Annotated in this window: 16 protein-coding genes and 1 pseudogene; 12 read left to right on the top strand and 5 right to left on the bottom strand. The window is 44.3% G+C overall.

Annotated features, from left to right (window positions below):
- Positions 1-37 precede the first annotated feature (37 nt).
- The gene (locus HFV01_RS11680; RefSeq protein ID WP_008051258.1) at positions 38-676 is read right to left on the bottom strand and encodes a pentapeptide repeat-containing protein; all 639 of its coding nucleotides are present in this window, start codon (positions 674-676) and stop codon (positions 38-40) included.
- A 213-nt stretch (positions 677-889) separates the two neighbouring features.
- Here HFV01_RS11680 and HFV01_RS11675 point away from each other — a divergent pair, with 213 nt between their 5' ends.
- The 9 genes and pseudogenes from HFV01_RS11675 to HFV01_RS11635 all read left to right on the top strand — a co-directional run.
- A complete protein-coding gene (locus HFV01_RS11675) occupies positions 890-1,609 on the top strand; it encodes a lysophospholipid acyltransferase family protein (RefSeq protein ID WP_006625314.1) in 720 nt (239 codons plus the stop codon).
- Between the two features lie 19 nt (positions 1,610-1,628).
- Positions 1,629-2,543, top strand: coding sequence for an Rpn family recombination-promoting nuclease/putative transposase (locus tag HFV01_RS11670; protein ID WP_193521111.1), 915 nt, complete (start codon positions 1,629-1,631; stop codon positions 2,541-2,543).
- 34 nt (positions 2,544-2,577) lie between these two features.
- Positions 2,578-3,024: a DUF4351 domain-containing protein gene (locus HFV01_RS11665; protein WP_193521110.1), complete on the top strand. Its 447-nt coding sequence runs from the start codon at positions 2,578-2,580 to the stop codon at positions 3,022-3,024.
- A 151-nt stretch (positions 3,025-3,175) separates the two neighbouring features.
- A complete protein-coding gene (locus tag HFV01_RS11660) occupies positions 3,176-4,030 on the top strand; it encodes an Rpn family recombination-promoting nuclease/putative transposase (RefSeq protein WP_193521109.1) in 855 nt (284 codons plus the stop codon).
- 151 nt (positions 4,031-4,181) lie between these two features.
- Positions 4,182-5,132: an Rpn family recombination-promoting nuclease/putative transposase gene (locus HFV01_RS11655; RefSeq protein ID WP_193521108.1), complete on the top strand. Its 951-nt coding sequence runs from the start codon at positions 4,182-4,184 to the stop codon at positions 5,130-5,132.
- A gap of 34 nt (positions 5,133-5,166) precedes the next feature.
- On the top strand, positions 5,167-5,685 hold the full coding sequence (locus tag HFV01_RS11650; protein WP_193521107.1) for a DUF4351 domain-containing protein: 519 nt from the start codon (positions 5,167-5,169) through the stop codon (positions 5,683-5,685).
- A 151-nt stretch (positions 5,686-5,836) separates the two neighbouring features.
- Positions 5,837-6,775, top strand: coding sequence for an Rpn family recombination-promoting nuclease/putative transposase (locus tag HFV01_RS11645; RefSeq protein WP_006670195.1), 939 nt, complete (start codon positions 5,837-5,839; stop codon positions 6,773-6,775).
- A gap of 34 nt (positions 6,776-6,809) precedes the next feature.
- Positions 6,810-7,316, top strand: coding sequence for a DUF4351 domain-containing protein (locus tag HFV01_RS11640; RefSeq protein ID WP_193521106.1), 507 nt, complete (start codon positions 6,810-6,812; stop codon positions 7,314-7,316).
- A pseudogene (locus tag HFV01_RS11635) lies at positions 7,291-7,821 on the top strand (Rpn family recombination-promoting nuclease/putative transposase); the annotation flags it as partial. The gene HFV01_RS11640 and the pseudogene HFV01_RS11635, both read left to right, overlap by 26 nt.
- 58 nt (positions 7,822-7,879) lie before the next feature.
- Here the strand turns inward: HFV01_RS11635 and HFV01_RS11630 are convergent.
- On the bottom strand, positions 7,880-10,498 hold the full coding sequence (locus HFV01_RS11630) for a M1 family metallopeptidase (protein ID WP_035760173.1): 2,619 nt from the start codon (positions 10,496-10,498) through the stop codon (positions 7,880-7,882).
- A gap of 273 nt (positions 10,499-10,771) precedes the next feature.
- Between HFV01_RS11630 and HFV01_RS11625 the strand changes: the two genes are divergently transcribed.
- Complete coding sequence (locus tag HFV01_RS11625) at positions 10,772-11,959, top strand: pyridoxal phosphate-dependent aminotransferase (RefSeq protein WP_046319524.1); 1,188 nt, start codon at positions 10,772-10,774, stop codon at positions 11,957-11,959.
- A 34-nt stretch (positions 11,960-11,993) separates the two neighbouring features.
- On the opposite strand, the gene HFV01_RS11620 is transcribed toward HFV01_RS11625, so the two are convergent.
- Positions 11,994-12,296, bottom strand: coding sequence for an acylphosphatase (locus HFV01_RS11620; RefSeq protein ID WP_006670482.1), 303 nt, complete (start codon positions 12,294-12,296; stop codon positions 11,994-11,996).
- 108 nt (positions 12,297-12,404) lie between these two features.
- Here HFV01_RS11620 and HFV01_RS11615 point away from each other — a divergent pair, with 108 nt between their 5' ends.
- On the top strand, positions 12,405-14,540 hold the full coding sequence (locus HFV01_RS11615) for a HEAT repeat domain-containing protein (RefSeq protein ID WP_193521104.1): 2,136 nt from the start codon (positions 12,405-12,407) through the stop codon (positions 14,538-14,540).
- Between the two features lie 198 nt (positions 14,541-14,738).
- Here HFV01_RS11615 and HFV01_RS11610 read toward each other — a convergent pair whose 3' ends face one another.
- Positions 14,739-15,233, bottom strand: a complete 495-nt coding sequence (locus HFV01_RS11610) for an SgcJ/EcaC family oxidoreductase (protein WP_006625308.1) — start codon at positions 15,231-15,233, stop codon at positions 14,739-14,741.
- Positions 15,234-15,435: 202 nt separating this feature from the next.
- Positions 15,436-15,624: a hypothetical protein gene (locus HFV01_RS11605; RefSeq protein ID WP_155839156.1), complete on the bottom strand. Its 189-nt coding sequence runs from the start codon at positions 15,622-15,624 to the stop codon at positions 15,436-15,438.
- Between the two features lie 432 nt (positions 15,625-16,056).
- On the opposite strand from HFV01_RS11605, the gene pruA reads away from it, so the two are divergent.
- The gene (gene pruA / locus HFV01_RS11600; RefSeq protein ID WP_006670479.1) at positions 16,057-19,035 is read left to right on the top strand and encodes an L-glutamate gamma-semialdehyde dehydrogenase; all 2,979 of its coding nucleotides are present in this window, start codon (positions 16,057-16,059) and stop codon (positions 19,033-19,035) included.
- Positions 19,036-19,037: the final 2 nt, after the last annotated feature.

Below are 19,037 nucleotides of genomic sequence, written 5' to 3'. Positions count from 1 at the left end.
ATGACGCACCTCCCGAACAACTGAACACTAACAATATCTATAGGGCTGTATTTTCCTGGTAAATAGACCCATCTGGCATAATTGTCCCCTCTAAAATAACACCCCGCACATTAGCATTAACTAAATTAGCCCCTTCCAAGTTAGCATGACTCAGATTAGTAGGTTTTTGAAATTCTCGGAAAGAAAAACTATGCAGGTCAGCTTCCCTCAAATTACTATCAGCTAAGTTAGCATATTCTAAGTTAGCACTTTGTAAACTAGCCTGCTGTAAATCAGCACCAATTAGGTTAGCACCCCAGAGTATAGCTTCGATTAAATTAGCACTTTGTAGATAAGCGCCCTGTAAATTAGCTAAGGTTAAATTAGCTTTTAATAGTTCCGAATCATTGAGATTAGCACTCATCAAATTAGCATGATTTAGGTCAGCTTCAAAAAGTTTGGCTCCCTGTAAATTAGCTCCCTGTAATTTGGCTCCACCTAGTCGCGCTTTCTGTAATATAGCATTTTGTAAATTGGCTCCTTGTAAATTTGCCCTAGTTAGGTTAGCGCCAGTTAGATCAAGTTCTCGGAGATCAGCACCCTGTAGATCACACACTTTCCACAAAAATGAGACACAGATATTTTGTTTAAGTAAGCGATCGCGATCGGATAAATTGGCAGCATTAACCGGGGTCATCAATCCCCAGCCAAGTGCAATACAGAGTACAATCGATATTGCCAATTTGAGCATTTTAATTAATTATCCTTCCCATTAAATAGCTCATCACATTTTATGATAACCTTTATATGTATAACATAACCGGAAGTGCGATCGCCATAATTATCATAATTATTAATAAACTCAGAGGGGTTATGATTAAGGAAAGCTAAATTTCAGGTGTCTATACTAATGTCAAACCAAACATCCCCTAGTTGCAACTCTTCAAACTCCTTTGAATCCGAGGTTTCCCCATGGTTAACCCCCCTCACTTACTGGCTGATGGGTCGAATTTTCATGCCTCTATATTTTCAACAAATTGAAGTAGAGGGTCAAGAGTATATTCCACGGGAAGGACCGGTAATTTTAGCCCCCACCCACCGTTCGCGATGGGACCCCCTTATCTTAGGCTACGTTGCTGGAAGGTCAGTTACGGGGAGGGATTTGCGATACATGGTTTTATGGGAACAAACCCAAGGACTCCAGGGGTGGTTTGTCAAAAAGTTGGGAGGATTTCCCGTTAATCGCGAAAATCCAGGAACCGCCAGCATTAGATATAGTGTCGAACTTCTCCAAAATCAGGAAATGTTGGTACTGTTTCCAGAGGGACATATTTTTCAAGATAATCAAATTCACCCGATTAAATCAGGTGTAGCCAGAATTGCACTACAAGCGATCGCCAATCAACCCGATTTCAAGTTACCAATTATTCCCATCGCCATTTGTTATGATCGACAACCTCCCATTTCTAAAGGAACGCGGGTTAAGGTAAACATTGGCGCTCCCATTCCGGTTGACACAGAAGATGGTGAGTCAAAAAAAACAGCCACCAAAAGGATTACAGCTAATTTAGAACAGGCTTTAAAAATACTCTTTTCTGACTCCTTACAGACTCCCCACAACCGCCCGTAGATTGGGGTATAATACTAATATGTTTGACAATGTTTGCAAGTTCCTGGCTGAGACGTTTCCGGCGGATTTAGCCCAGTGGTTATTGGGAGAACCCATTCCCCTGACTGAACTCAGCCCGTCGGAACTTTCCCTAGAGCCAATTCGGGCTGATAGTCTCATCTTGCTGAAATCAGAGGGAGTCATCCTGCATCTGGAATTTCAGACCCAACCGGACCCAACTATTCCGTTTAGGATGTTAGATTATTGGGTGCGGGTCTATCGTCGGTTCCCAGAATGCTCCATGCAGCAAGTGGTAATTTATTTAAGGGAAAGTTCCTCGGATTTAGTCTACCAAACCCAGCTAGAAATAGCTCAAACTCGCCATCAATTTCAGGTAATTAGACTCTGGGAAGAATCCGTAGATACGTTTATAAATGTGCCGGGATTATTACCTTTTGCGGTACTAGCTCAAACGGGCGATCGCCAAAAGTTATTAGAGCAGGTAGCAGCTAAAATTGATGCGATCGCTGACCGGAGAACCCAAAATAACGTGGCAGCATCCACAGCGATTCTGGCGGGTTTGGTCTTAGACAAAGTGTTGATTAAACGATTGTTGAGGCAAGAAATTATGCAAGAATCAGTAATTTATCAAGACATTTGGGAAGAAGCCCTTGAAAAAGGATTACAACAAGGTTTAGAAGAAGGATTACAACAGGGATTACAACAGGGATTACAACAGGGATTACAACAAGGGGTAACTGAAGGTGAAAAGACCTTAATTTTCCGGCTGCTCAATAGGAGATTAGGCAGTTTGCCAGAAACGGTCATCGGTCAAATCAATCAGTTACCATTACCCGCATTAGAGGAGTTAGGAGAAGCATTACTAGACTTTTCTGAGATAGATGATTTGCGGGTATGGCTAGTCTCCAACTCGCCATCAATTTCAGATAATTAGACTCTGGGAAGAATCCGTAGATACGTTTATAAATGTGCCGGGATTATTACCTTTTGCGGTACTAGCTCAAACGGGCGATCGCCAAAAGTTATTAGAGCAGGTAGCAGCTAAAATTGATGCGATCGCAGACCGGAGAACCCAAAATAACGTGGCAGCATCCACAGCGATTCTGGCGGGTTTGGTCTTAGACAAAGTGTTGATTAAACGATTGTTGAGGCAAGAAATTATGCAAGAATCAGTAATTTATCAAGACATTTGGGAAGAAGCCCTTGAAAAAGGATTACAACAGGGGGTAACTGAAGGTGAAAAGACCTTAATTTTCCGGCTGCTCAATAGGAGATTAGGTAGTTTGCCAGAAACGGTCATCGGTCAAATCAATCAGTTACCATTACCCGCATTAGAGGAGTTAGGAGAAGCATTACTAGACTTTTCGGAGATAGATGATTTGCTGGGATGGCTAGAAAGCCATCAGCCCGAATAAATATCAACCGGAATTTCCGCCTTGGGGTAATTTACTAATTACCCCAACATTATCAGGATTACAGCTAATTTAGAACAGGCTTTAAAAATACTCTTTTCTGACTCCTTACAGACTCCCCACAACCGCCCGTAGATTGGGGTATAATACTAATATGTTTGACAATGTTTGCAAGTTCCTGGCTGAGACGTTTCCGGCGGATTTAGCCCAGTGGTTATTGGGAGAACCCATTCCCCTGACTGAACTCAGCCCGTCGGAACTTTCCCTAGAGCCAATTCGGGCTGATAGTCTCATCTTGCTGAAATCAGAGGGAGTCATCCTGCATCTGGAATTTCAGACCCAACCGGACCCAACTATTCCGTTTAGGATGTTAGATTATTGGGTGCGGGTCTATCGTCGGTTCCCAGAATGCTCCATGCAGCAAGTGGTAATTTATTTAAGGGAAAGTTCCTCGGATTTAGTCTACCAAACCCAGCTAGAAATAGCTCAAACTCGCCATCAATTTCAGGTAATTAGACTCTGGGAAGAATCCGTAGATACGTTTATAAATGTGCCGGGATTATTACCTTTTGCGGTACTAGCTCAAACGGGCGATCGCCAAAAGTTATTAGAGCAGGTAGCAGCTAAAATTGATGCGATCGCTGACCGGAGAACCCAAAATAACGTGGCAGCATCCACAGCGATTCTGGCGGGTTTGGTCTTAGACAAAGTGTTGATTAAACGATTGTTGAGGCAAGAAATTATGCAAGAATCAGTAATTTATCAAGACATTTGGGAAGAAGCCCTTGAAAAAGGATTACAACAGGGATTACAACAGGGGGTAACTGAAGGTGAAAAGACCTTAATTTTCCGGCTGCTCAATAGGAGATTAGGCAGTTTACCAGAAACGGTCATCGGTCAAATCAATCAGTTACCATTACCCGCATTAGAGGAGTTAGGAGAAGCATTACTAGACTTTTCGGAGATAGATGATTTGTTGGGATGGCTAGAAAGGCATCAGCCCGAATAAATATCAACCGGAATTTCCGCCTTGGGGTAATTTACTAATTACCCCAACATGATCACGATTACAGCTAATTGAGAACAGGCTTTAAAAATACTCTTTTCTGACTCCTTACAGACTCCCCACAACCGCCCGTAGATTGGGGTATAATACTAATATGTTTGACAATGTTTGCAAGTTCCTGGCTGAGACGTTTCCGGCGGATTTAGCCCAGTGGTTATTGGGAGAACCCATTCCCCTGACTGAACTCAGCCCGTCGGAACTTTCCCTAGAGCCAATTCGGGCTGATAGTCTCATCTTGCTGAAATCAGAGGGAGTCATCCTGCATCTGGAATTTCAGACCCAACCGGACCCAACTATTCCGTTTAGGATGTTAGATTATTGGGTGCGGGTCTATCGTCGGTTCCCAGAATGCTCCATGCAGCAAGTGGTAATTTATTTAAGGGAAAGTTCCTCGGATTTAGTCTACCAAACCCAGCTAGAAATAGCTCAAACTCGCCATCAATTTCAGGTAATTAGACTCTGGGAAGAATCCGTAGATACGTTTATAAATGTGCCGGGATTATTACCTTTTGCGGTACTAGCTCAAACGGGCGATCGCCAAAAGTTATTAGAGCAGGTAGCAGCTAAAATTGATGCGATCGCAGACCGGAGAACCCAAAATAACGTGGCAGCATCCACAGCGATTCTGGCGGGTTTGGTCTTAGACAAAGTGTTGATTAAACGATTGTTGAGGCAAGAAATTATGCAAGAATCAGTAATTTATCAAGACATTTGGGAAGAAGCCCTTGAAAAAGGATTACAACAAGGTTTAGAAGAAGGATTACAACAGGGATTACAACAGGGATTACAACAGGGATTACAACAGGGATTACAACAGGGATTACAACAGGGATTACAACAAGGGGTAACTGAAGGTGAAAAGACCTTAATTGTCCGGCTGCTCAATAGGAGATTAGGCAGTTTGCCAGAAACGGTCATCGGTCAAATCAATCAGTTACCATTACCCGCATTAGAGGAGTTAGGAGAAGCATTACTAGACTTTTCTGAGATCAATGATTTGCGGGTATGGCTAGTCTCCAACTCGCCATCAATTTCAGATAATTAGACTCTGGGAAGAATCCGTAGATACGTTTATAAATGTGCCGGGATTATTACCTTTTGCGGTACTAGCCAAAACGGGCGATCGCCAAAAGTTATTAGAGCAGGTAGCAGCTAAAATTGATGCGATCGCTGACCGGAGAACCCAAAATAACGTGGCAGCATCCACAGCGATTCTGGCGGGTTTGGTCTTAGACAAAGTGTTGATTAAACGATTGTTGAGGCAAGAAATTATGCAAGAATCAGTAATTTATCAAGACATTTGGGAAGAAGCCCTTGAAAAAGGATTACAACAAGGTTTAGAAGAAGGATTACAACAGGGATTACAACAGGGATTACAACAGGGATTACAACAGGGATTACAACAAGGGGTAACTGAAGGTGAAAAGACCTTAATTTTCCGGCTGCTCAATAGGAGATTAGGCAGTTTGCCAGAAACGGTCATCGGTCAAATCAATCAGTTACCATTACCCGCATTAGAGGAGTTAGGAGAAGCATTACTAGACTTTTCTGAGATCAATGATTTGCGGGTATGGCTAGAAAGCCATCAGCCCGAATAAATATCAACCGGAATTTCCGCCTTGGGGTAATTTACTAATTACCCCAACATTATCAGGATTACAGCTAATTTAGAACAGGCTTTAAAAATACTCTTTTCTGACTCCTTACAGACTCCCCACAACCGCCCGTAGATTGGGGTATAATACTAATATGTTTGACAATGTTTGCAAGTTCCTGGCTGAGACGTTTCCGGCGGATTTAGCCCAGTGGTTATTGGGAGAACCCATTCCCCTGACTGAACTCAGCCCGTCGGAACTTTCCCTAGAGCCAATTCGGGCTGATAGTCTCATCTTGCTGAAATCAGAGGGAGTCATCCTGCATCTGGAATTTCAGACCCAACCGGACCCAACTATTCCGTTTAGGATGTTAGATTATTGGGTGCGGGTCTATCGTCGGTTCCCAGAATGCTCCATGCAGCAAGTGGTAATTTATTTAAGGGAAAGTTCCTCGGATTTAGTCTACCAAACCCAGCTAGAAATAGCTCAAACTCGCCATCAATTTCAGGTAATTAGACTCTGGGAAGAATCCGTAGATACGTTTATAAATGTGCCGGGATTATTACCTTTTGCGGTACTAGCTCAAACGGGCGATCGCCAAAAGTTATTAGAGCAGGTAGCAGCTAAAATTGATGCGATCGCAGACCGGAGAACCCAAAATAACGTGGCAGCATCCACAGCGATTCTGGCGGGTTTGGTCTTAGACAAAGTGTTGATTAAACGATTGTTGAGGCAAGAAATTATGCAAGAATCAGTAATTTATCAAGACATTTGGGAAGAAGCCCTTGAAAAAGGATTACAACAAGGTTTAGAAGAAGGATTACAACAGGGATTACAACAGGGATTACAACAGGGATTACAACAGGGATTACAACAGGGATTACAACAAGGGGTAACTGAAGGTGAAAAGACCTTAATTGTCCGGCTGCTCAATAGGAGATTAGGCAGTTTGCCAGAAACGGTCATCGGTCAAATCAATCAGTTACCATTACCCGCATTAGAGGAGTTAGGAGAAGCATTACTAGACTTTTCTGAGATCAATGATTTGCGGGTATGGCTAGTCTCCAACTCGCCATCAATTTCAGGTAATTAGACTCTGGGAAGAATCCGTAGATACGTTTATAAATGTGCCGGGATTATTACCTTTTGCGGTACTAGCTCAAACGGGCGATCGCCAAAAGTTATTAGAGCAGGTAGCAGCTAAAATTGATGCGATCGCTGACCGGAGAACCCAAAATAACGTGGCAGCATCCACAGCAATTCTGGCGGGTTTGGTCTTAGAAAAAGTGTTGATTAAACGATTGTTGAGGCAAGAAATTATGCAAGAATCAGTAATTTATCAAGACATTTGGGAAGAAGCCCTTGAAAAAGGATTACAACAAGGTTTAGAAGAAGGATTACAACAGGGATTACAACAGGGATTACAACAAGGGGTAACTGAAGGTGAAAAGACCTTAATTGTCCGGCTGCTCAATAGGAGATTAGGCAGTTTGCCAGAAACGGTCATCGGTCAAATCAATCAGTTACCATTACCCGCATTAGAGGAGTTAGGAGAAGCATTACTAGACTTTTCTGAGATAGATGATTTGCGGGTATGGCTAGTCTCCAACTCGCCATCAATTTCAGATAATTAGACTCTGGGAAGAATCCGTAGATACGTTTATAAATGTGCCGGGATTATTACCTTTTGCGGTACTAGCCAAAACGGGCGATCGCCAAAAGTTATTAGAGCAGGTAGCAGCTAAAATTGATGCGATCGCTGACCGGAGAACCCAAAATAACGTGGCAGCATCCACAGCAATTCTGGCGGGTTTGGTCTTAGAAAAAGTGTTGATTAAACGATTGTTGAGGCAAGAAATTATGCAAGAATCAGTAATTTATCAAGACATTTGGGAAGAAGCCCTTGAAAAAGGATTACAACAGGGATTACAACAAGGATTACAACAAGGGGCAACTGAAGGTGAAAAGACCTTAATTGTCCGGCTGCTCAATAGGAGATTAGGCAGTTTACCAGAAACGGTCATCGGTCAAATCAATCAGTTACCATTACCCGCATTAGAGGAGTTAGGAGAAGCATTACTAGACTTTTCGGAGATAGATGATTTGCTGGGATGGCTACAAAGCCATCAGCACGAATAAATATCAACCAGAATTTACGCCTTGGGGTAATTTACTAATTACCCCAATATGATGCGGATTACTTAGTTTTAGCCTCTAAGTTTTCTAGGCGACTTCGTAGTTCTTGATTTTCCTTTTTGATTTTGTCCAGTTCCTCCCGTAACTGCTTAATAGCTTTGTCTGAACCCAGATTTTTTTGGACTTTTTGCACAGCCTCTTCCGCCCTGCGCCTGACCCGTCCATCCATGGTCTGTTCTGCTAGGTCATTCAAAACAGCGATCGCCTTGGGAGTTTCCATTTGGCTTAAAGCCATTACCACAGATATTTGAGTTAAGAAGAAATCTTCTTTAGCTAGTTCTTGAATCCGTTGCATAATACGTTCAAGATTGATGTTATTTTGACCTGTGGAAATGCGACCTAGACTAGAAATAGCATTTAAACGCAGGGCTTGAGGAACACCATTAGCGGTATATTTCAAAATCAGATTTAAAGCCATTTCCGAAGTTTTCATTTGACTCAAACCCAAAATCGCCCCAGACCGGACTACCTCATTCCAACCAGCCCTTTCTTGTAACACCATTTCTAACAAAGCGATCGCCTCAGCTTCTGTAGGTTCATCCTCGGTATTTCCCGCTGCTATTTTGGCGATCGCCTGTATAGCACTAGCCTCCACATAATAACTCGGATCACCATTTTCCACCAGAGGTTTAATCGCCTGATAACTTGCAGCCGTGTGAATTTCTGCCAAAGCATTAACCACCGCCCGCCGCACTCGTGGATTTTCATCTTTCAAGCCAGCCACCAAGCCATCAAAAGACTGATCCAGTTTAACCTTTACCAACTGTTTCGCCACTTCAACCCGGACTCCCCAGAAAGGTTCAGAAACCATCGCCTCACCCAAGGCTTTAGCCGATGCCAAATTCCCTTTTTTAGCCAAGGCTTGGGCGGCATAAATCCGGGAAATCGGGTCTGGGTCAAACTGAAGCTGTGCTTTTAACTCAGCTACTGGATAATCTAAAGTCACAGTTTTGAGCAAATTATTACCCACATCAAAACTGATAAAGTTAGGTTTCTCTTCCAAAGGAAAGTAAAAACTCTGTTCGCGATCGCTAACTTGTACAGTCACCGTTTTCAACTCCACTGGAGTCGATTTCTTTTTGGATTTACCCTTAGATTTTTTCGTGTAGCCAAAACCTATAGGTATTTTCAGATTAAACAAATTAGCCTCACTGAGTTTATCACTGTCTTTCGCCTGGGTTTGTTTAATAGTCACCTTCGCAATTTTGCTATCATTATCCCAGGAATAGGAAACCTTATATTTAGGATGTCCCCCACGATAGACATATTGATCAAACAAAAACAGCAAATTCCGTCCCGTTGCCTTTTCGATCGCCCTCAATAAATCCACCGTTTCCACAGTTTTATGGGCGTTATCCTGCACAAAAGTATGAATAGCTTTGGCAAATAACTCATCTCCCAATTCGGCGCGAATCATGTGATAAACACAAGCGCCTTTTTCATAAAGATGGCGATCATAAAGTTCAATCGCTTCTCGGTAAACGTGAGTTACAATCGGACGACTATAGCGGGAAGAATCCTCCGAAAAATAGCTACGGGCTTCATTTAATCGGTAATAAGCTGCCTCGTCCGCCCCATATTCATGTTCAGTCCAGAGTACCTCAGAATAAGTCGCCATTCCCTCCTTAATCCAAGCATGAGACCAATGGGCAATTACCACCAAATCACCAAACCATTGATGGGCGAGTTCATGGACTACCAAGCTTTCTGTATTGCGGTTATCTAGGGTAGCGCGTTCGTCCAACAAACAGCGATCGGTTAACAGAGTTGTCGAGGTATTTTCCATACCTCCAAAAATGAAATCATCAACACAGACTTGAGCATATTTCGGATAGGGATAATCATAGCCAAAAGTTTGAGAGAGAAACTCAATCATAGCTGGAGTTTTTCCCATACTCCGTAGAGCATCTTCCTGGCGATTTTTTTCGACATAATAAACCACCGGAATCTGATTATACTCCTCTTTGATTTCGGCAAATTTACCCACCGCTAACGCTATCAAATAACTGGGGTGAACCTGCTTTTGTAACCAATGATAAATTTGCTGATCGCCCTTAGTTTTGGTGGCGATTAATTCACCATTAGCGATCGCCAAAAAATCCTGGGGAACCCGGACTTTAATTTCTGAGGTGGCTAACTGTCCCGGATAGTCAAAGCAGGGAAACCAGAAACGGGAATCTTCATCTTCCCCTTGAGTCCAAACTTGAATCGGTTTATCAGGATAATCTGAATTTGGTCCGATAAAATATAGACCTCGTTGAGGATGATCAACAGTATAGTCGATCGCTATTTTCAGGGTTTGATTAACCTCTGTGGGTTGGTTCAGATGAACGTATAATTGCTGACCATCATGGTCAAAATCTACCTCATGCTTACCAATTTTAACTTGATTAATTTCCAGATCTACCGCATCGAGGGTGAGGGTATTAATACCACTGCGGATCGGATTTAGGGTAATAGTACAAGTTCCCTGAAAACTTTGGGCGGGAATATCCAAAACTAGGTCGAGAAAAATATGCTCAACCTGACCAGGGCGATCGGGGTTATAGTGAGGGCGTGCCCCTGGTAACTCGAAGGATTTAGAATCGTTGGTGTCTGAATCGAAATAGGAATACAACATTAATGAATCTATAGCTCGGAAGTCTAACATTTGATGGTTTACCTTTTTTGAGATCATGTCAACCGGACTTTATGCGATGACAGACTTATGGAACAATGAGACCTAGATTTTCAGCGCAACTGTAGTTCACATAGTTGACAAATAACGGGATCTGTGATAATAAACCCTGAATCAAATGAAAAAATGTCATCATTGCCCAACAATTAGGGTTGCAGACATTCATCACCCGCCGTAGAATCTCTAGTTTAAGACTACTAAAAAGAGTAATTTGATATGAAGCTGGCAGCCCGTGTAGAACAGGTTCCCCAATCTGTCACCCTAGCGATATCAGCCAAGGCCAAGGCCATGAAAGCCGAGGGACTCGACGTTCTCAACTTCAGCGTTGGTGAACCGGACTTTGACACACCCCAACACATAGTCGCTGCGGCTAAAAAGGCACTCGATGAAGGAAAGACACGGTACGGTCCAGCAGCGGGAGAGCCCAAACTGAGGGAATTAATCGCTCGCAGTCTGACTCAAGAGGTGGGTGTTAATTATAGCGCGGAAAATATAAATTATAGCGCCGAAAATATCATTGTCACCAATGGCGGGAAACATTCCCTGTCCGGGTTGATGATGGCGATCATCGAGGCTGGGGATGAAGTGATTATACCTTCCCCCTACTGGTTAAGCTACCCAGAAATGGTCAAACTAGCTGATGGCACTCCGGTCATTGTCCCCACCGATGCGACTACCGAGTATAAGATTACCCCAGAATTACTGCGACAAGCGATTACCCCGAAAACTAAACTATTTGTCCTTAACTCGCCGTCAAACCCGACGGGGATGGTTTACACCCCGGATGAACTGAAAGCGTTAGCGGAAGTGGTGGTGGAGTCGGGGATTCTGGTAGTCTCTGATGAGATTTACTCCCAAATTCTCTATGATGGGGCGCAACATCTGAGTATAGCGGCCGCTCACCCAGAAGTCCATAAACAGACGCTGATTAGTAGCGGTTTCGCTAAGTCCTTTGCTATGACTGGATGGCGTTTAGGTTATCTGGCTGGGGATAAAACTATTATTGGGGCGATGACCCGGATTCAAAGCCATAGTACATCTAATGTCTGCACGTTTGCTCAATATGGAGCGATCGCCGCTCTGGAAGGTTCCCTCGACTGTGTAGAAACAATGCGACAAGCCTTTGCAGAACGCCGACAGGTGATGTATGAACTACTGAACGCTATTCCCGGAATTAGCTGTGTTAAACCCTACGGCGCATTTTATATGTACGTCAATATCGGGAAAATCGGCTTAGGGTCGGTAGACTTCTGCAATGCCTTGTTAGAAGAAAAGCAAATGGCTACAGTTCCTGGCTTGGCTTTTGGAACAGATGATCACATTCGCCTATCCTACGCCACGAGTTTAAAAAATATTGAAACTGGACTCAAGCGCCTAGAAGAATTTGTTGAAAGTAGGATCTAATTTGATCTAGACCGCGCTAGGGATGATTTCGAGGCTAATGGTAGAGAATATCAAAGCTGTAGAGTCCTTCGGCTCGCTGATACTCTACCTTAACCTGTGTAGGTTGAGCGGAGGGCGGTCCTTGGTAACACCATTTAATCATGGCCTCCACTTGGGCTTGACTACCCTCAAAAACAGCCTCGACCCGACCATCGGGCAAATTTTTCACCCAGCCGTTAGCTCCCTTTTGAATGGCGACTTGGCGAGTATAGTATCGATAACCGACACCCTGCACCCGTCCAGAGATCAGTAAATGGGCGCGAAGGAGGTCAGGTTTTTCATGGGTTGTGTTAGACACGATTATAATCTGGTAACGTATTTAGATACTCTGGGGACACAGAGTTATTAAAAACTGGGTTGATTAGATGATGGCTCTATAACTTTACCAAAAATTGGGAGATTACCTATGGACCTGATTAGTTTACTGATTATGTTAATTATTGGCAGTTTGGCTGGGTTGGGGGTCAGCTATACTGTGTTGGAGCGTCGCCTGACCGAGCAGAGAGAAGAATATGAGCGACAAATTCGCCTCTCGGCTGAGGAATTAGAAAAAGCCCATCAAGTCAGGATTCAGGAAATGGTCCAGTCCCTAAGAGATGATTACGATCGCCAACTGCGAGAGAGCAAAGAAACGCTCAAACAAGAACATGAAGCTGAATTGACAAAAAGCAATGAATCTTTAACTCAATATTATCAGTCCCATATTGAGCAGCTTACCAACCAGGTACAAAGCCGTGAGGAGGAACTTCAAGAAGCTAACCAGCAGTTGAGGGAGTATCAGCAACGCCTGGGAAAGTTGAATGAGGAATTACATAGCCGTGAACGCCAGGTTGAGGAATTGAATGAGTTTTTGACTTCATATCAGACTCAATTGGAAGAGGTCAATCAAGACTTACAAGCCAGCCAAAGTCGCATCAATGAAATGGGTGAGTCTTTAACAGGCTATGAAACTCAACTTCATGATATGGATGGGGATATTAGCGAAAGTCAAGACCGCACTCAGCAGATGGCAGAATATATCGCGGGCTATGAGAACCAACTGCAACAACTTGAGCAGGACAACTATACTACCAGAGAGGAAATTCGCCAAACTATCGAAAATATCCGACAGCACAGTGAACAAGAAATTCAGAAGCTACGCGCTGATCTTGAACAAGATCAGGAGACTCGGATTCAAAATGCTATTGATAACCTGGAAGAACAATATAATGATGAAATTCGCGCGGGAACTGAACAACTCGTGCGAGCTATGCAGTCTCAAACTGAGCAGATGATAGAGTCGCTGCATGAGCGTTTGGAATTTTTGCCTGATTTGTTGGCAGAAAGTGAAGCGGAAGAGGCTACAGAAGCTGCTACAGAAGAGGAGACACCAGAAGAGACGGAAGTGGTGGCAGAGGTGTCGGAAGAGGTAGAAGAATCAGTGATGGCTGATGATTTAATGGTCTCGGAGACACCTACAGAAGCTGCTACACCAGAAGAGACACCAGAAGAGACGGAAGTGGTGGCAGAGGTGTCGGAAGAGGTAGAAGAATCAGTGATGGCTGATGGTTTAATGGTCTCGGAGATACCGACAGAAGCTGCTACACCAGAAGAGACACCAGAAGAGACGGAAGTGGTGGCAGAGGTGTCGGAAGTTTCTGAAGAGGTAGAAGAATCAGTGATGGCTGATGGTTTAATGGTCTCGGAGATACCGACAGAAGCGGCTACAGAAGAGGAGACACCAGAAGAAACGGAAGTGGCGGCAGAGGTGTCGGAAGTTTCTGAAGAAGTAGAAGAATCAGTGATGGCTGATGGTTTAATGGTCTCGGAGATACCGACAGAAGCGGCTACACTAGAAGAGACACCAGAAGAAACGGAAGTGGCGGCGGAAGTTTCTGAAGATGTAGAAGAAGTAGAAGAATCAGTGATGGCTGATGGTTTAATGGTCTCGGAGACACCGACAGAAGCTGCTACACCAGAAGAGACACCAGAAGAAACGGAAGTGGCGGCAGAGGTGTCGGAAGTTTCTGAAGATGTGGAAGAGGTAGAAGAATCAGTGATGGCTGATGGTTTAATGGCAGTAGATTCGGTTAAGCCTCCCCTAAATCCGAAAGTTACTGGACATGGCAGCCATGAAAAGGAAGACTTGCTGATAGCGATCGCTAAAGTAGGAGAGTCACAAAACCTGTCAGCTATTGCTAACCTGGTTGGCTATACTCGACACGCAGATACAGAAATACGCACTCAATTGGCCGCGACTCTGGGTAGACTAGCAAGCACCCATGGCTTACGTCCAGAAATCCAACAAGCGATTCCTACTTTAACTCAACTCAGCCAAGATAGTAGCGCTCAAGTGCGTCAAGAGGCAATTTATGCTCTGGGTATGATTAAAAGCGATCGCGTGATTCCCATACTTAAACAGGGTTTGCGAGACCCCGATCCGTCTGTAGTGCAAGCGGCTAGTATGGCTATGGAGAAATTTAAGTTTTATCCCCAAACGGATAAGCAAGCCAAACCGATCGCGTCTGTTTTTCAGAAACCGGAGGATGGCTCGAAAGGTTGATAGTTCCCGATACATGGGAGGTTGACTCAAAGGCTGTACAGACAAGGCCTGCCTTGCCTGTACACTCTCAGAGGGTTAAATTTCTGGAGCATCGGCTATCAAAAGCTCATATTTAGCCATCTTTTATGGGTGTGATATCGATGATTATCAAGGGATGGCTAGATACACCAGAATGTAGAAGGCAATTTGATGGGAAGCCTAATTAGCGACAGTTTCTGGCATTAAGGATGAATGGTGATGATCAATTAACCATTCACCATCCTTATAGACATAAACATAGGAAAAGCGGGCTACTGCTTCGGTGGTTTGTCCTTGGTCATCTGTAAATGTAAAGGTATAAACTCCCACGTCATGAGCCTTGTTACAACCAATGGCAATAGTCCTGCTGTTAATCACTCCTTGGGGGTTATTTGGCAGAAAGTCCACAAAATATTCTCTAATGCTTTCATGGTCGGTGCGGGGAGTGTTGGAAACAGTTGGCAGTAATACGGCTGTGGGGGTATAGTTAGCTACTACTTGATCAGGATCTAGGGTAGCTAGGGAACTATTCCAGCGATCGAACAATGCTGCAATGTCGGCTTCGGTGACTTCAGCGCAGGCAACTTCCCCGGTTTCAGCCACTGGAGCGCAACCTGACATGGTAGCTGCTAAAAAACTAGCAGACAGGGTGGAACAAAAAAGTTTTTTTATCATCGGTTAATCACCAGATATCTTAAAGAAAGATAACAATAAACTAATTGATGATAACACAAAATTACTGATTTGGAATAAAAAACCAAATTTTTTATGACAAGCTATTTTACGGCTAATTTCATCTGGTTTTCCTCAAAATAGGGTAAGGTGCCCCCGACCCTAATTTTAGAATAAGGGTGATTTTGGGGGTACATGAGCATTTTTATAACAGACGTATCCCAAAAGTTAGTCCCATTAATGCAATAGTGGGAACTTCTGGGAGGGATGGAATCCAGATAAAAATCAATGGTTTTGATTTTATCATAGATTTGGAGATTGGGGAAAATTTGATGACTAAGGCGGGGGTTTGGGACTGATTTAGTGGCGATCGCATGATTCGCATGATTCGCATGATTCGCATGAGTAAGGGTGACTATGGCGGTGTGGGTAGAGAGGCGCTGAATTGGTGAGAAACCTTAGCTTAATCAGGGTTGGGCGATTTGGGGCGGATGTCAAACGGCAGATTTAAATGGAGTTAAGAGGGGGAGGGGTTGGGGAATCTCTCAGTCGCCCCAAACCAGGGATAAAGGCGGGTGAATGGTGGCTCCTGATTCATGATAAAATTAGTGGGCAGAGGGGGGATTTTACGAAAAATGGGGGAAGATCATGAAGATTTTGGCGGCGCTTCTCGCCCTAGGAGTTGAGGCTCGGCTAGACCCCAGAAGATTAAATCTGTCCCTTTGGGGGTAGATCGCCGTAACCCAAATCGTGAGGTTTGGGAGTCCCCGTCCGTTTGAGGGCGGGTCTGATATCAATGTTCACCATTTCTGATACTCAATAACCTGTGGTTGCACAACTATCTAATAATACCTACGAACCCAAAACCCAAGAAATCGCCCGAGAACTTCTAGCGGCGACCCAACAGAAAAAACAATCTCTGTTTGGTAAAATCCAGGACCAGATGCGTATTGATGACAAAATCCTGGACTGGGCGATGTCTAACCCCGGTTTGCGGGTGCAATTGTTTCATTTTATCGACTGTTTACCGGCGCTGCGGAGTAAACCGGAAATTGCGGCTCACCTTCAGGAATACCTGACGGCGGAAGAGGTGGAACTCCCGGACTCGCTGAAAAAGCTGCTTAATTTTGCTAACCCTGACTCGGTAGCTGGGAAAATGGCAGCTACGACAGTAGCCCCTGCTGTAGAAACGCTGGCTCAGAAATATATCGCGGGGGCGGATATTCCGCAAATTATCAAAACTCTGGAAAGGTTGCGTAAAGATAAACTAGGCTTTACTGTAGACCTGCTAGGAGAGGCGGTGATTACGGAAACGGAAGCGGAATCGTATCTGAATAGTTACTTGGAATTAATGGAAAAACTGTCGGCGGCGGCGCAGCGGTGGTCAACAGTTCCCCAAATTGATGAAGCGGACGGAAACCCTATTCCTAGAGTACAGGTTTCGGTGAAATTGACGGCTTTTTATTCGCAGTTTGACCCGCTTGATGCTAAGGGAAGTGAGGAGAAAGTAAGCGATCGCATCCGCACTTTATTAAGACGGGCGAAAGAAGTTGGGGCGGCGGTGCATTTTGATATGGAACAATACGCCTATAAGGACCTAACTTTAAGCATCCTCAAAAATCTGTTAATGGAAGAGGAATTCCGCGATCGCACTGATATCGGTGTCACGGTTCAAGCCTACCTACGCGATAGCGCCAAAGACCTAGAAGGCATTATTGAATGGGCAAAATTGCGGGGATATCCGGTGACGGTTAGACTGGTAAAAGGTGCTTATTGGGACCAGGAAACTATCAAGGCGATGCAAAATGACTGGCCGCAACCAGTATTTAATGATAAGGCTGCGACTGATGCTAATTACGAAAGGCTGACCCAATTAATGTTGGAAAATCACGCCTATATTTATTCTGCTATCGGTAGCCATAACGTCCGTTCCCAGGCGAAAGCGATCGCTATAGCGGAAACCCTCAAAGTACCCCAACGCGCCTTTGAGATGCAAGTTCTCTATGGTATGGGAGACCAACTCGCCAAACAATTGGCGGCTAAAGGTTATCGAGTGCGGATGTATTGTCCCTATGGTGAACTACTACCAGGGATGTCTTATCTAATTCGGCGACTGTTAGAAAATACGGCTAATTCCTCTTTTATTCGCCAAAGTTCAGAACAGCGACCTTTAGAAGAACTATTAGCGCCTCCTGTTGGTGATAATGATAGCACAATTCACCAGACTTGGAAACCTGTATTTCCTAATGCGGCGGATAGTGATTATGCGGATGCAATTATTCGCGATCGCGCTTTGGCTGCCTTGGGAAATGTGCGATCGCAGTTGGGTAAAACCTACTTACCTCTGATTAATGGTAAATGGGAAAATACAGAGAATTTTGTGGATTCCGTTAACCCGGCTCAACCTACGGAAATAGTCGGCAAAATTGGTTTGGCTAATATTGAACAAGCGGAAAAAGCGATCGCTGCTGCTAAAGCTACATTTCCTAGCTGGAAAAAGACCCCCGTTAGCCGACGCGCGGCTGTATTACGGAAGGCGGCAGAATTGCTAGAACAACGTCGCCATGAATTATGCGCCTGGATGGTGTTTGAGGTGGGGAAAGCCCTATCTCAGTGTGATGCGGAAGTGTCGGAAGCTATTGATTTTTGCCTTTTTTATGCGGCGGAAATGGAACGGCTAGACCAGGGTTATATTTATGATACAGCCGGGGAAAGCGATCGCTATTCCTATCAACCTCGTGGTATCTCGTTAGTCATTTCTCCCTGGAATTTCCCCCTAGCTATTCCGGTGGGGATGACTGTCGCTTCCTTAGTCACGGGAAATTGTACCCTGTTAAAACCTGCGGAAACTTCTGCTATTATTGGTGCGAAAATTGCCCAGATTTTGGTGGAAGCTGGGGTTCCTGATGGCGTGTTTCAATTTATCCCTAGTAAGGGTTCAACCGTGGGGGCTCATTTAGTTAAACATCCTGATGTTCAGATGATTACCTTTACAGGTTCTCAGGAAGTGGGTTGTTGGATATATGCAGAGGCGGCGATTTTGCGACCCGGACAAAAACACCTTAAACGAGTAGTGGCGGAAATGGGTGGCAAAAATGCCATTATTGTTGATGAAAGTGCAGACCTTGATCAAGCGGTCGGGGGAGTTGTTTATTCCGCTTTTGGTTATACGGGTCAAAAATGTTCTGCTTGTTCGCGGGTGGTGGTTTTAGAACCTGTTTATGATGTGTTTGTGTCGCGGTTGGTGGAAGCGGTGCGATCGCTTAATGTGGGTGATCCGGCTGATCCTAGTACCTTTGTGGGTCCGGTGATTGATCATAACGCCCAAACCAAGATTAAAGAATACATTGAGATGGGTAAACAAGAAGCAGAAATGGCGATCGCATTAGATGCACCATCTACCGGGTATTTTGTCGGTCCGACCGTGTTTGTTAATGTTTCTCCTACTGCGAAAATTGCCCAAGAGGAGATTTTTGGTCCGGTTTTGGCGGTGATTAAAGCCTCAAATTTTGATGAGGCGATCGATATTGCTAACGGGACTAATTATGCTTTGACTGGGGGTTTGTATTCTCGCACCCCTTCTCATATTCAGAAGGCTAAGGCTGATTTTGAAGTGGGAAATCTCTATATTAACCGGGGAATTACCGGGGCGATCGTTTCCCGTCAACCCTTCGGTGGCTTTAAACTCTCTGGTGTCGGTTCCAAGGCGGGGGGACCTGATTATCTCCTGCAATTCTTGGAACCTCGCACTATTACCGAGAACATCCAGCGACAAGGTTTTGCACCTATTCAAGGGGTGGATTAATT

Origin of the sequence: Limnospira fusiformis SAG 85.79 (genome assembly GCF_012516315.1) — a bacterium.
GTDB classification, from domain to species: Bacteria; Cyanobacteriota; Cyanobacteriia; order Cyanobacteriales; family Microcoleaceae; genus Limnospira; species Limnospira fusiformis.
This window is presented reverse-complemented; position numbering and strand designations above follow the sequence as displayed.